The sequence below is a fragment of the Hydrogenophaga sp. RWCD_12 genome, assembly GCF_046604225.1.
Lineage (GTDB): Bacteria > Pseudomonadota > Gammaproteobacteria > Burkholderiales > Burkholderiaceae_C > Hydrogenophaga.
On the sequence record NZ_JBKIXC010000006.1, the window covers coordinates 259,325 to 272,458 of the forward strand.

The 13,134-nt window shown below is 67.4% G+C and carries 16 protein-coding genes; 13 read left to right on the plus strand and 3 right to left on the minus strand.

The features are described 5' to 3' along the window. Window positions 1-92 precede the first annotated feature (92 nt). The gene (locus ACLIJ1_RS22310) at window positions 93-1,409 is read right to left on the minus strand and encodes a sigma-54 interaction domain-containing protein (protein WP_411367765.1); all 1,317 of its coding nucleotides are present in this window, start codon (window positions 1,407-1,409) and stop codon (window positions 93-95) included. Between the two features lie 164 nt (window positions 1,410-1,573). On the opposite strand from ACLIJ1_RS22310, the gene ACLIJ1_RS22315 reads away from it, so the two are divergent. Further along, a complete protein-coding gene (locus tag ACLIJ1_RS22315) occupies window positions 1,574-2,245 on the plus strand; it encodes a hypothetical protein (protein ID WP_411367766.1) in 672 nt (223 codons plus the stop codon). After that, complete coding sequence (locus ACLIJ1_RS22320) at window positions 2,242-2,961, plus strand: class I SAM-dependent methyltransferase (RefSeq protein WP_411367767.1); 720 nt, start codon at window positions 2,242-2,244, stop codon at window positions 2,959-2,961. The genes ACLIJ1_RS22315 and ACLIJ1_RS22320 overlap by 4 nt, the downstream gene beginning before the upstream one ends. A gap of 15 nt (window positions 2,962-2,976) precedes the next feature. Here ACLIJ1_RS22320 and mnmA read toward each other — a convergent pair whose 3' ends face one another. Beyond that, window positions 2,977-4,101: a tRNA 2-thiouridine(34) synthase MnmA gene (gene mnmA, locus ACLIJ1_RS22325; RefSeq protein ID WP_411367768.1), complete on the minus strand. Its 1,125-nt coding sequence runs from the start codon at window positions 4,099-4,101 to the stop codon at window positions 2,977-2,979. 154 nt (window positions 4,102-4,255) lie between these two features. Here mnmA and ACLIJ1_RS22330 point away from each other — a divergent pair, with 154 nt between their 5' ends. The 10 genes from ACLIJ1_RS22330 to arfB all read left to right on the plus strand — a co-directional run bounded on the left by ACLIJ1_RS22330 (window position 4,256) and on the right by arfB (window position 11,643). Further along, window positions 4,256-5,077: a dioxygenase gene (locus tag ACLIJ1_RS22330; protein WP_411367769.1), complete on the plus strand. Its 822-nt coding sequence runs from the start codon at window positions 4,256-4,258 to the stop codon at window positions 5,075-5,077. Between the two features lie 2 nt (window positions 5,078-5,079). Beyond that, window positions 5,080-5,727 (plus strand): esterase, encoded by a 648-nt coding sequence (gene ypfH, locus ACLIJ1_RS22335; RefSeq protein ID WP_411367770.1) that lies wholly within the window; start codon window positions 5,080-5,082, stop codon window positions 5,725-5,727. Continuing rightward, on the plus strand, window positions 5,724-6,188 hold the full coding sequence (locus ACLIJ1_RS22340) for a hypothetical protein (protein ID WP_411367771.1): 465 nt from the start codon (window positions 5,724-5,726) through the stop codon (window positions 6,186-6,188). Before ypfH ends, ACLIJ1_RS22340 begins: the two co-directional genes overlap by 4 nt. A gap of 156 nt (window positions 6,189-6,344) precedes the next feature. Further along, window positions 6,345-7,409 (plus strand): extracellular solute-binding protein, encoded by a 1,065-nt coding sequence (locus ACLIJ1_RS22345; protein ID WP_411367772.1) that lies wholly within the window; start codon window positions 6,345-6,347, stop codon window positions 7,407-7,409. A gap of 4 nt (window positions 7,410-7,413) precedes the next feature. Further along, window positions 7,414-8,547 (plus strand): ABC transporter ATP-binding protein, encoded by a 1,134-nt coding sequence (locus ACLIJ1_RS22350; RefSeq protein WP_411367773.1) that lies wholly within the window; start codon window positions 7,414-7,416, stop codon window positions 8,545-8,547. Between the two features lie 4 nt (window positions 8,548-8,551). Next, a complete protein-coding gene (locus ACLIJ1_RS22355; protein ID WP_411367774.1) occupies window positions 8,552-9,424 on the plus strand; it encodes an ABC transporter permease in 873 nt (290 codons plus the stop codon). Next, window positions 9,421-10,290, plus strand: a complete 870-nt coding sequence (locus tag ACLIJ1_RS22360; RefSeq protein WP_411367775.1) for an ABC transporter permease — start codon at window positions 9,421-9,423, stop codon at window positions 10,288-10,290. The genes ACLIJ1_RS22355 and ACLIJ1_RS22360 overlap by 4 nt, the downstream gene beginning before the upstream one ends. Before the next feature lie 115 nt (window positions 10,291-10,405). Further along, a complete protein-coding gene (locus ACLIJ1_RS22365) occupies window positions 10,406-10,657 on the plus strand; it encodes a PepSY domain-containing protein (protein ID WP_411367776.1) in 252 nt (83 codons plus the stop codon). A gap of 13 nt (window positions 10,658-10,670) precedes the next feature. Beyond that, on the plus strand, window positions 10,671-11,210 hold the full coding sequence (locus ACLIJ1_RS22370) for a cytochrome b/b6 domain-containing protein (protein ID WP_411367777.1): 540 nt from the start codon (window positions 10,671-10,673) through the stop codon (window positions 11,208-11,210). A gap of 31 nt (window positions 11,211-11,241) precedes the next feature. Next, window positions 11,242-11,643 carry an alternative ribosome rescue aminoacyl-tRNA hydrolase ArfB gene (gene arfB / locus ACLIJ1_RS22375; protein ID WP_411367778.1) on the plus strand — a complete coding sequence of 134 codons (402 nt, stop codon included), beginning with the start codon at window positions 11,242-11,244 and terminating at the stop codon, window positions 11,641-11,643. A 12-nt stretch (window positions 11,644-11,655) separates the two neighbouring features. On the opposite strand, the gene ACLIJ1_RS22380 is transcribed toward arfB, so the two are convergent. Continuing rightward, window positions 11,656-12,138, minus strand: a complete 483-nt coding sequence (locus tag ACLIJ1_RS22380) for an NUDIX hydrolase (RefSeq protein WP_411367779.1) — start codon at window positions 12,136-12,138, stop codon at window positions 11,656-11,658. 212 nt (window positions 12,139-12,350) lie between these two features. On the opposite strand from ACLIJ1_RS22380, the gene ACLIJ1_RS22385 reads away from it, so the two are divergent. Further along, window positions 12,351-13,103, plus strand: a complete 753-nt coding sequence (locus ACLIJ1_RS22385; RefSeq protein ID WP_411367780.1) for a hypothetical protein — start codon at window positions 12,351-12,353, stop codon at window positions 13,101-13,103. Window positions 13,104-13,134 lie beyond the last annotated feature (31 nt).

The following is a 13,134-nucleotide window of genomic DNA, read 5'->3' on the forward strand; positions in this document are numbered from 1 at the left end:
CCATCCGGTTGTCGAATGGGGGCTAGCCTAACGCAGTTGCATGACCCCGGGCAGCTTCATGGGGCCACGCTCCGTGGTGCGCACAGCGGGGCTCATTCGAGGGACTTGAGCTTGCGGTAGAGCGAACGTTCGCTGATCCCCAGCTTCGCCGCCAGCGCGGCCCGGTTGCCCTGGTGGGCCGCGACGATGGCGCGCAGCACTTCGCGCCCGGCTTCGCGCAGTTCTTCGCCGGCCGTGGCGGGCGCTCGCGGTGCGGCGGCCGGTTCGGGGCGACCTGGCAGGCGGCCGGTGGCGATGGCTTCGTCGACGTGCTGCGCCTCGATCACGTCGCCGTCGCACATCAGGGCCGTCCGCTCCAGCAGGTTGCGCAGTTCGCGCACATTGCCCGGGAAGGGCTGGGCTTCCAGCCGCGCCAGCGCGGCCGGCGACAGGCCCAGCCGGCGTGGCGCCGCGACACGTTCAATCAGGGCCGGCGCCAGCAGCGCCATGTCGCCCCGGCGTTCGCGCAGGGGCGGCAGCTGGATCGGAAAGGTCGAGAGCCGGTGGTACAGGTCTTCGCGGAACTTGCCTTCGGCGATCAGGCGGTCGAGGTCGCGGTGGGTGGCGGAGACGACGCGGATGTCGGCGTGCCGCAGCTCGCTGCTTCCCACGCGCCGGTAGGTGCCGGTTTCCAGCAGGCGCAGCAGCTTGACCTGCATCGGCAGTGGAATGTCGCCCACCTCGTCGAGGAACAGGGTGCCGCCACTGGCCGCTTCCACCAGGCCGCCCTTGGACGCGGTGGCGCCGGTGAAGGCGCCGCGCTCGTGGCCGAACAGCTCCGACTCGAACAGGGTCTCGGGCAGGCTGGAGCAGTCGACGGCGACCAGCGGCTTGCTGGCGCGAGGGCTGGCTTCGTGCACAGCGCGCGCGACCAGTTCCTTGCCGGTGCCCGATTCGCCCAGCAGCAGCACGGTGGCGCGCGAGGGCGCGACCCGCGCCACCAGGCCGAGCATGCGCTGGAAGGCCGCTGAGCGCCCGATCAGGCCCTGACTGGCGGGCTGACTCTGCGCCACCTTCAGCGGCTCCATCTTCTCCACATAGAAGGCCGGCTGGCCGTCTTCGCCGGGCAGCGGAGAGAGCTCGATGTTCACGTACTCCTCGCCCTGGCGCGTGTGGTGCAGGTGCACCACACGCTCGCGCTGGCCCGAGATCTTTGACTGCGCCAGCGGGCACGACTCGCCGGCCTGGTCGCAGGGCACGGCGAAGTGGTGCGAGACCTCGTAGCAGTGGCGGCCGACGATGCTGCGGTCCGGGCTGAACTGGCGCCGGTAGGCGGCGTTGGCGGCCAGGATGCGGTACTGCGCATCGAACAGGATGTGCGGTTCGGTCAGGCCTTCGAGGAACGCGGTGAGTTCGGGCAGGGGTTTCATCGGGGTACCCGGTGGGGTAGTGAGTCCTGACATTGTCTGCCAGATCTGGCAGACAGACCAGGGCCCGGCGTCAGGCACGTGGCAGGCCTGGGCAGGCAAGTGCTTGTCGCCATGGGTTTTTTTCCATCTGGCGGGGTGGCACGGTTCTTGGACGTCTGTGTGCCGTGAACCTGTTCCGCATCCTTTACGACGATCGCCTGGGCGAACTGAGCTACCTGTTGGCCGACCCGGTGTCGCGGGAGGCGGTGCTGATCGATCCGCACGGCCGCGACCTGCCGGTGCTGGCGGCGATGCTCGGCGAGGGTGGCCTGCGGCTGCGCTGGGTGTTGCGCACGCATGGGCACGACGACCTGCAGCCCGGCGAGTTCGAGCGGCTGGCCGCCTGGCGGGTGCCGGTGGTGCAGGGGCTGGCGCGCGAAGGCGCGTGGCGGCCGGGCGCCGACGAATGCCTTCCCTTCGGCAACGAAACCCTGCAGGTGCTGGCCACCCCCGGCCACACCGCGCACTGCCTCAGCTTTCTCTGGCGCGACCGCCTGTTCTGTGGCGGCCTGCTGGCGGCGGCCGACTGTCCGCTGCAACCTCTGCCGGCCGACCCCGGCGCCATGTGGGACAGCGTGACCAACCGCGTCTTCACCCTGCCCGACGAAATCCTGCTGTTCCACAGCCACACCCGGCGCGCCCGCGCGGTCAGCACTGTGCTGGAACAGCGGTGCTGGCACCCCTGGTTCGCCGGGCTGCCGCGCGACGGCTTCCTGGCGCTGGTCGCGAGCCTGGCGGCCGGAGATGCCCAGACCCCGGCGTCCGCGCCAGAGTCCACCCAGCTTGCATTGCCATGATCACGCCCGCCCCCAACCCCGATCACCTGTCCCTGGTCCGCGACGAACTCGACCTGCTGGCCGAGCTGGTGCCGCTGGCCGAACAGCGCATCCTTGAACTGGGCTGCGGCAATGCCCGGCTGGCGCGGTCGTTGCTGGAGCGTTTTGCGGGCAGCGAGGTGGTGGGGCTGGAGGTGGATTCGGTGCAGCACGCCAAGAACCTGGCCGCACCCCAAGAGCGCCTGTTGTTCCTCGCCGCCAGCGCCGAAGCGGTGCCGTTCCCGAGGCGCAGTTTCGACGGCGCGATGATGCTCAAGAGCCTGCACCACGTGCCCATCCCGGCGATGGACGCGGCGCTCGCCGAGGTGGCGCGCGTGCTGCGGTCGGGCGGGTGGTTCTACGTCAGCGAGCCGATCTATGGCGGCGCCTTGAACGAGATCGTGCGTCTCTACAACGACGAAGGCGTGGTCCGTGCGGCGGCGCAGGCGGCGGTGGACCGTGCGCTGGCCGCGGGCAAGGACTGGTTGCCGGTGGAAGACCGTTGCTTTGCCCAGGTGGTGCGTTTCGCCGGCTGGGCCGACTTCGCCCAGCGCATGCTCTACCCGAGCTTTGTCGAGCTGCAGATCACACCCGACATCGAGGCGCGCGTGAAGGCGGCGTTCGAGGCGTTGTGCGGGTCGGACGGGGTGCGCTTTGTGCGCCCGATGCACGCGCGGCTGCTGCGCCGCAGGCCCTGACCTTCAGAAAGCGAATCAGGCCGGCGCGTTGGCCGCTTCGGTGTGGATCACGCCGCCGCCCAGGCACACCTCGCCGTCGTACAGCACCGCACTCTGGCCCGGCGTCACCGCCCACTGCGGTTCGGCAAAACGCAAGGTGAAGGCGCCGTCTTCGCCCTGGAAGGCGCAGGCGGCGTCGGCCTGGCGGTAGCGGGTTTTGGCTGCGATGTGGCTGTCGGCCGGGGCGTGGCCCGCGACCCAGCTGAGGTCTTCGGCGCGCAGGCTGGGCGAGAGCAGCCAGGGGTGGTCGTGGCCCTGCACCACCCAGAGGATGTTCTTCTCCACGTCCTTGCGCGCCACGAACCAGGGCGCATGCTCGGCGCCGCCCTTTTGTGCGCCCTTGGCCTTGACGCCACCGATGCCCAGGCCCTGGCGCTGGCCCAGCGTGTAGAACGACAGACCCACGTGCTGGCCGATGGTGCGGCCGGTCGGGTCCTTGATCGGGCCGGGTTCCTTGCTGATGTAGCGGTTGAGGAAGTCGCGGAACGGCCGCTCGCCGATGAAGCAGATGCCCGTGCTGTCCTTCTTCTTCGCGTTGGGCAGGTTGATCTCGGCCGCGATGCGGCGCACCTCGGTCTTGGGCAGTTCACCCACCGGGAACAGCGTCTTGGACAGCTGCGCCTGGTTCAGACGGTGCAGGAAATAGCTCTGGTCTTTCAGCGGGTCCAGGCCCTTGAGCAGTTCGTGTCGGCCGGTGGCTTCGTTCAGGCGCACCCGGGCGTAATGCCCTGTCGCGATCCTCTCGGCGCCCAGCCGCATCGCGTGGTCGAGGAAGGCCTTGAACTTGATCTCGGCGTTGCACAGGATGTCGGGGTTCGGCGTGCGCCCGGCCGAGTATTCGCGCAGGAACTCGGCGAACACGCGGTCCTTGTATTCGGCAGCGAAGTTGACGTGTTCGATGTCGATGCCCAGCACGTCGGCCACCGAAGCGGCGTCGAGGAAGTCCTGCCGCGTCGAGCAGTACTCGTCGTCGTCATCGTCTTCCCAGTTCTTCATGAAGATGCCGATGACTTCGTAACCCTGTTGCTTGAGCAGGTACGCGCTCACCGCGGAGTCCACACCCCCGCTCAACCCGACCACCACACGTTGCTTGTTCGCCATGGTTGGAATTATCCCAGTCGCTGTAGAGGGGGTGTTTGCTTCAAAAAATTGGAATGTGACCGGCGAGGGCTTCGAATGTTTCTGGATGGGCTGGCGCCTACATTGATTCCCATGAGGGCCCACGACGCCTTCCACCTCATTCAAGGAATCCACCATGTCCGCCCGTTGGCCCTCCCTGTTCATCTCCCACGGCTCGCCCATGTTCGCGCTCGAACCCGGCCTGGCCGGTCCGTCGCTGACCGCGCTGGGCCAGACGCTGCCGCGCCCGAAGGCGGTGCTGGTGGTTTCGCCGCACTGGATGACCCGCGAGCCGCGCGTGGCGACCACGCCGCGTCCGCAGACCATCCACGATTTCGGTGGTTTCCCGCCCGCGCTCTACCAGCTGAACTACCCCGCGCCCGGCGCGCCCGACGTGGCGCAACGTGCGATCGAGGTGTTGCGCGCCGCTGGCTACGCCGCCGAGGCCGATGCGCAATGGGGTCTGGACCACGGTGCATGGGTGCCGCTGATGCACCTGTTCCCCGAAGCCGGCATTCCGGTGTTTCAGGTCTCTCTGCCGGCGCGCCTGGACGGTGCCAAGGCCTACGCCTACGGCCAGGCGCTGGCGCCGCTGGCCGACGAAGGCGTGCTGTTGATCGGCTCGGGCAGCCTGACGCACAACCTGTACGAGGTGCGTTTCGACGACCCCGATGCGCCGGCCGACGACTACGCCGTCGAGTTCGCGCACTGGGTCGGCAACGCCGTCACCAGCCGCGACCACGCGCGCCTGCAGCAGACCATGGCGATTGCACCGCACGCGCAGCGCGCCCACCCCACGGCCGAACACCTGTGGCCGCTGATGGTGGCGGCCGGTGTGGCCGGCGATGAAGCACCCGGTGTGCGCATCGACGGCGGCATCACGCACGGCGTGCTGTCGATGGACGCGTACCGGTTCGGCGACATCCCTGCCGATGCGCCCGAGACCGTGGAGGCCTGAACATGGACTCGCGCCACGAAGCGCCCGCGGGCGACATCGTCCTTCACCGGCCCACGGCGCCCGCGCACCAGCTGGTGCTGCTGTTCCACGGTGTGGGCGCCAGCCCGGAGGGGTTCCAGGCGCTGGGGCCGGCACTGGCCCGCGACGACCGCTGGGTGGTCGCGGTGCGCTCGCCGTTCGCGTCCGACTTCGGGGCGGGCTGGCAGTGGTTCTCGGTGCAAGGCGTGACCGAAACCAACCGCGCCGGCCGCATCGCCGAGGTCATGCCGCGCTTTGCCGAGACCGTGCGCCGCTGGCAGGCGCGTACGGGCCTGATGGCCGCGCAGACCGTGCTCGCTGGCTTCTCGCAGGGCGCCATCATGTCGCTCGAATCGACGCAGGTGGGCGAGCCGCTGGCGGCGCGTGTTGTGGCGATGTCGGGCCGCTTTGCGGTGCCGCCGCGGCAGGCACCCGAAGGTGTCGTCTGGCGCTTCGTTCACGGCGACCAGGACCCGGTGATCGGCGCCGCGCACAGCACGCAGGCCGTCGCGCAATTGCGGGCGTTGGGCGCCGACGCGTACGCTGATGTGCTGCCCGGTCTGGGCCACGGCATCGACCAGCGCGCGTTGGCCTTGCTGGTGGCGGCGGTCGACGCCGGAGCAAAGGCATGAACTCGCCAGTGCCACCAGTCACGCTGCGCCTGTCGGTAGGCCCGCGCCAGACCCTGGCGGAGTGGGGCGCCGACGGCCGCCGCAGTCTGCCAGTGGGCACGGCCGTGCTCTGGCCGGCGACCACGAGCGGGCCGTCGGCGCTCGCGATCGAGAACGCCATCCAGTTGGTGGAAGACCAGATCGAGGGCCTGGTGCCGCGCGTGCCCCGGGGTGGACGGTTGGTGGTGAGCGCCGACACCTTGGCGCCGCTGCAACGCGGTGGTGCCATTGCCGGGCTGGAGCAAGGGACCATTGCGTTGGCGCAGATCGAGCGCGAGTACCAGTCGCTGGCCGGGCGCGCGATCGGTGCGCCCTCCGCGCGCGGCAGCGGCTTCGACGACCCCGCAGGAGACGCTGTGGTGCTGATCCTGCGCGAGGTCATGCACCACCTGGGCTTCGACGTGCTGCACGCCGCGGCCTGAGCGCGTCGCACCGGCGTCGCCGGTGTCACGGGACTTTCACGGTATTGACTTATGCTGGGCTTTGCCGGATTCTGCGTCTGGCTGTTCTCCCTGCCGGCCGCTCCGCGGCAACGGCTGTTCCACCCAAGTCATCCCTTCTCTGAAAGCGAAACTCCCATGAAGAGCAAGATCTCCCGCGTGGCCCTGGCCACGCTGATGCTGGTTGCCGGTGCGGCCCATGCCGAAGACAAAGTCCTGCGTCTGCTGACCTGGGCCGACTACGCGCCCAAGGACGTGGTGGAGCAGTTCACCAAGGAGACCGGCATCAAGGTCGAGATCACACTCTCGAACAACGAGGAAATGATCTCCAAGCTGCGCGCCACCGCTGGCGCCGGCTTCGATCTGGCCCAGCCCAGCCAGGACCGCATTGCCGGCCCGCAGACCGAGTTCGGCATCTACAAGCCGATGGACCTCACCAAGATCAAGGGCGAGCAGTTCATTCCCTCGATGCTGGAAGCCACGCGCATCAACACCACCGTCGCCGGCAAGGTCTACGCCGTGCCGCACATCTGGGGCACCGACGGTCTGGTGGTGAACACCAAGACCTCCAAGGCTGCCGACTACACCGACCTGTGCGCGGCCGAGAACGCCGGCAAGGTGTCCATGCGCCTGAAGCGCCCGACCCTGATCGCGTTTGCGTTCGCGTCCGGCAAGAACCCGTTCTCGCTGTACAGCGACGCCAAGGCCTACGGCGCCCTGATGGACGAAGTCGGCAAGACGCTGACCGATTGCAAGAAGAACGTGAAGTTCTTCTGGGACGGCAAGGACCAGCTGCTGGCTGGCATGCGCGCGGGCGAGCTGACCACCGCGATGATGTGGGACACGGGCGGCTGGGGTCTGAACAAGACCCATCCGGACATCAAGTTCGTCGCGCCCAAGTCCGGCGCGCTGGGCTGGGTCGACACCTTCGCCCTCCCGGCCAAGGGCAAGAACGACGAGGCGGCCTACGCCTGGATCAACTTCAACATGCGCCCCGAGATCGCTGCCAAGGTCGCCACCGCGGCTGGCAACTTCACGGCTGCCAAGGGCGGTGACGCCGGCATGGACCCGGTGCTCAAGAAGCAGTTCGCCGACAGCTTCCCCGAAGCCGCGCTGAAGAACATCAAGTGGTACCCCGCCGTGCCGGCCGGCATCGAGGACATCGAAGGCCGCGTGCTCGACCGCGTCAAGGCCGCCAAGTAAGCCGATGCCAGCCGCTCCCGCCGTGACCGCTTCGCAGGCGGACCGTGCGGGCGCCTTCGATCTCGAGATCCAGACCGTCCGCAAGCGCTACGGCGCGTTTGCGGCGGTCGACGACCTGAGCTTCGGCGTCCGCCAGGGGTCCTTCTTCTCCATCCTCGGGCCCTCGGGCTGCGGCAAGACCACGCTGCTGCGCATGATCGCGGGCTTCATCGAGCCCGACGCTGGCGACATCCGCATCAAGGGCGCGTCGATGAACGGCGTGCCGCCCAACAAGCGGCCGGTGAACATGGTGTTCCAGCACCTGGCCCTGTTCCCGATGATGACGGTGGGGGAGAACATCGCGTACGGGCTGGAGCGACGCGGCGTCAAGGGCAGTGCGGCCAAAGCCAAGGTGACCGACATGCTGCGGCGTGTCGGCCTGCCGGGCAGCGAGGGCAAGCGCATCGACCAGCTCTCGGGCGGGCAGAAGCAGCGGGTGGCGATTGCGCGCTCGCTGGTGCTCGAACCCGCGCTGCTGCTGCTGGACGAGCCGCTGGGCGCGCTCGACCTGAAGCTGCGCGAGCACATGAAGGTCGAGCTCAAGCAGCTGCAGGCCGAGGTCGGCACCACCTTCGTCTACATCACGCACGACCAGTCGGAAGCGCTGGTCATGTCGGACCAGGTCGCGGTGATGAACCACGGGCGCTTCGAGCAGCTCGGTTCGCCGCAGGACCTGTATTACCAGCCGAAGACCGCCTTCGTCGCGGGCTTCGTGGGCAACAACAACCGCTTCGAAGGCAAGATCGAATCGCGCAACGGCGAGCAGGTGCTGCTGCGCACGGCCGGTGGCATGGCGCTGTGGTCGCAGCGCGTGGGTGCGGTCGACGTGGGCCAGGAAGCGCTGCTGTTCATCCGCCCCGAGGCGATCGAGATCGGGCGCAGCGCGCGCGAGCTGCCGGCCGGCGAGCCGGCCTGGACCGCGACGGTGCAGAGCGTGCTGTTCGATGGCGGGAATTCCACCGTGCAGGTGCGCGAAGACAAGAGCGACACCGCGCTGCAGATCGCGCTGCCGCTGACCGGGCGCCTAGCCGACCTGCGCCACGGCGAGACGGTGTGTTTCTCCTACCAGCCCGCGCAGGCCTGGTGCTTTGCGGCCTGAGCCGATGAACGACATCGCGACCCACCGCCGCTGGATGCTGGCGTTTCTGCTGGCGCCGGCCCTGCTGTGGCTGGGCGGGCTGGTGGTGCTGCCGCATGTGGAGCTCGCCCTGCTGTCGCTGCAGGCGCGCGTGGGCCCCGGCGAATACGCGTTCAGCCTGAACCAGTTCCGCACCTTCGTCGACGAGCCGCTGTACTGGAACACCTTCGTGCGCACGGCGGTGATGTCGGTGCTGGCGACCGTGTTCACGCTGTTGCTGGCCTTTCCCGCCGCCTGGTACATCGCCAAGGTCGCCAAGGGGCGTCTGAAGATGGTGATGCTGGTGCTGTGCCTGCTGCCGTTCTGGGTCAGCGAGATGGTGCGCACGCTGGGCTGGCTGATCCTGCTGCGTGAGACTGGTGTGGTCTCGCGCCTGCTGCAGGCCACGGGCCTGGCGAACCAGCCTGTGGAGCTGCTGTACCACGACGCCACCATCCTGGTGGGTCTGGTCTATGCCTCGCTGCTGTTCATGGTGATCCCGCTGGTCAACAGCCTGGAGAGCCTGGACGACAGCCTGATCGAAGCCGCCTACGACCTCGGCGGCAGCACCGCCAACATCGTGCGCCGCATCGTCATCCCGCACGCCGCGCCGGGCATCGCCGCCGGGTCCATCGTGGTCTTCATGCTGTGCCTGGGCAACTACCTCACGCCCACGCTGCTGGGCGGCAAAGACTCGCTCTGGTTCACCGAGCAGATCTACACCCAGTTCATCACCCGCTTCAACTGGAACCAGGGCGCGGCCTTCGGCTTCCTGCTGCTGTTCCTCTCCAGCCTGCTGGTGTGGGCAGGGTTGAAGCTCACCGGTCAGCGGTTTGGCGCCGTGATGAAAGCATCATGATTCCCAGTCTTCCTCGACCACCGCTGCAGCGCTTCGGCCTTGGCGCCTTTGTCGGCGTCTTCTTCGTCTTCCTGTTCGTGCCACTGGTGGTGGTCGCGGTGTTCGCGTTCAACAACGCCGACTACCCGACCCCGCCCTGGATGGGCTTCACGCTCGACTGGTTCACCGCGAACACCGACGCGCGCACTGGCCTGTTGCACGACGGCGAGCTGATCAAGGCCATCGGCGTCAGCGCCTGGGTCGCCGTCTGGGTGACGCTGCTGTCGGTGCTGGTCGGCACCTGCAACGCCTTTCTGCTGGAGCGCTTCGAATTCCCTGGCAAGAACGCGGTGGCGCTGCTGTCGATGGTGCCGCTGGTGATTCCGGGCGTGATCCTGGGCATCTCGATCCTGGCCTTCGCCAGCCGCATCGCCAACTTCGCCGACGCCACCTGGGGCATCGAGCTGGACTTCCTGCGGCCCGGCCTGCCACTGGTGATCCTGGGGCAGTTCTGCTACATCGTGACGATCGCGACGCTGACAGTGTCGGCCAGCCTGCGCCGCTTCGACCGCACGCTCGAAGAGGCCGCGTTCAACCTTGGCGCCAGCCGCGCCGCGGTGCTCTGGACCATCACGCTGCCCTATCTGCGCCCGAGCATGATCGGCGCCGCAGCGATGGCCTTTCTGATGTCGTTCGAGAACTTCAACACCACACTGATGCTGGTGGGTTCGGACGCGCCGCTGACGGTGCTGATGTACGGGCGCATGCGCGAGGGTGCGACCCCGGTGCTCAACGCGGTCAGCCTGTTCCTGATGGTGGCCTCGGCCCTGCTGGCCGTGCTGCTGATGTGGCGCAGCGGACGCGAGGGCCGGCCCGAAGCGGCCTGAACGCGTCCTCACAGAAGGAAACAACTTCACACAGGCCGCTTAAGGCCCACTTCATGTGGGTCCCGTTCAATACACCCACCAGCACTTGCTGGGATGTCTTTGAAAGGGATATTTCATGAAGTCGATTGTTGTTTCCGCCGCTCTGTTGGCCGTCGCCGGTATGGCTTTTGCCGAACCTTCCTGCAATGTGCCCAAGGAAAAGTGGATGCCCGAAGCCCAGTTCAAGAAGCAGGCTGAAGGTCAGGGTTACCAGATCAAGACCTTCAAGGTCAACAAGGGCAACTGCTACGAGATCTACGGCACCAAGGACGGCAAGAAGGTCGAACACTGGTTCGATCCCGCCACCGGCGCCCAGGTGACCAAGTAAGTCACGTTTGCCGATGAGCCCCGTGTCTTCGAGCGAAACCAGCCGTCCCGTCTGGGACCTGTTTGTCCGGGTCTTTCACTGGACCCTGGTGAGCTGCGTGCTGCTCAATTATTTCGTGCTCGAAGAGGGCGAGGCGCCACACGAGTGGGCGGGCTATCTGGCCGCCGCACTCGTGGTCGCGCGGTTCGTCTGGGGCTTCATTGGCTCGCGCTACGCGCGCTTTTCCGATTTCTTTCCGACGCCTTCGCGCCTGCGGCACCACCTGCAGGCCATGCGTTCGGGTCATCCGGACCACCACTGGGGCCACAACCCGCTGGGTGCCTTGATGATGTTCCTGCTCATGGGGCTGGTGATCGCCCTGGGCGTCACTGGCTGGATGCAGGGCACCGATGCCTACTTCGGTGAAGAGTGGCTGCAGGAGCTGCACGAAATGCTGGCCCACGCGCTGTTGATCTCCGCCGGCCTGCACGCCGCCTCCGCCATCGTCATGGGCCGCATCGAGCGCACCCGGCTGGTGAAAGCCATGGTGACCGGTGTGAAAGAGCGCTACTGATGCAGAGCGGCGTGGCACACTGCCGCGCACCATGGTCCGCATCGATCCCTCCGACGTCGAGTTCACCGCGATCCGAGCGCAGGGTGCGGGCGGGCAGAACGTCAACAAGGTTTCCAACGCCGTGCACCTGCGCTTTGCGGTGCACGCTTCCGCCTTGCCCGACGCGGTCAAGCAACGCTTGCTGGCCACCAGCGATCAGCGCATCACGACCGAGGGCGTGATCGTCATCAAGGCGCAGTCCAGCCGCAGCCTGGAGCAGAACAAGGCCGAGGCGCTCGCTCGCCTGCAGGCCATGGTCGACGCGGCCGCGACCGTGCCGCTCACGCGCAAACCCACCAAGCCCACCCGAGCCTCCCGCGAGCGGCGACTGCAGGCCAAGGCCGGGCGTTCGACCGTCAAGCAGCTGCGGGGTTCGGTGCGCGGTCTTGACTGAATCCGCGGGCGTTCAGCGGGCGCGGTAGATCGACAGGTCGGTGGTGACCGCGTCCAGCGGCACGCGCCGGCCGGCCAGGTGGTCCTCGATGCAGTGCAACACGAGCGGGCTGCGGTGACGGTCCGCGCTCGCGCGCAGTTCCCCGGGTGTCATCCACAGCGTGCGCACGATGCCGGTGTCCAGCCTCCGGTCCGGATCGAGGGCACCCAGTTCGCCGCAGAAGGCAAAGCGCAGGTAGGTGATGTCCTCGGCCGTGCTCTCGCGCTGGAAGCGCGACAGGTAGATGCCGACCAGGGCCGTGGGTTTGAACGCGTGCGCCGTTTCCTCCAGCGTCTCGCGCGCCACGCCCTGCTCGGGGCTTTCACCCGGATCGAGGTGGCCCGCCGGGTTGTTCAGGCGCAGGCCCTCGGGCGTTTCTTCCTCGACCAGCAGATAGCGCCCATCGCGCTCGATGATCGCGGCCACGGTGACACTGGGTTTCCATCGGGTGTTCATGGGCCGGATTATCCCGGCCGACCGGTCGGAAGTTCCTTTCGACGGGAGGTCTTGCCGCATCGTGAAATGACAGCGCGTTCATGGCGCAAATTCGTGGTGTCTCAACTTGCGCAAGTCCTTGTGCGACAAGGGTTTGCGTGGGTCGGAGGCCTCAGGGCCGTCGGTTAAGCTGGCGCGCTACCCGCCGGACGGCGAGGAGGGAATCAAACAACATGAAGCAAGAGCAAAGAAAGATGTGTGGCGCGGTGGTCAAGGTGCTGGTGGGTGCCGGGATGCTGCTGGGGGCGCTGGCCGCCCAGGCTGTTGAGTTTTCTGTGGGCCGTGTGGGCGTCGAGCTCGCGGGTGATGGCTGGAAGGAAATTCCCCTGCCAGACCGGTCGCAGGCTTTTGGTGGCGAAAAGGAAGGTGCGCTGTCGATCCAGGGAAAGCTGTACCTCCGGGAATCGACTGGCCGCGAAGGTCAGACCCTCGTGCTCGTGAGTGCCAACTCCGGTGGCCTGGGGGGTGGCAGCGCCGGATACATGACGTACAACCCGGTGTGTCACTCCGATGAGCAGACTTTTCAGGAAGGCAATGAGGGGTTTAGCCAGCGGTTTGCCCAGTGTCTGATGGTGCTGCCCCGCTACAGCAGCGAAAGCGTGTTCAAGACGCTGGCGCCCGAGGTGCTTCTCCTGCAGGCGTCCGGAGAGCTGTCCTACCAGCCTGGCGTCTACACGGTGATGAGCCGCCACGCGATCTCGACGGGATCGTTTGTCGACGTGATGGTTTTTGTGACCGCACCGATCAACGCAGACGGCGCCGCCGTGACAGATACCCTGCCCAAGGGTGTCCCGCCCGCGCATGTGGCCTGGGGCCGGCAGCTCAAGGATGCGGTCAAGAGCAGCGTGTACTCGCTGTCCGGCCGCCTGGTGGTTCCACCGATCCGGCTGGAGCAGCCGCCATCGGGCTCCAAGGGCGGGGGCTGACCCGGCTCCACCCCTCTGTTTCATTCTGAAC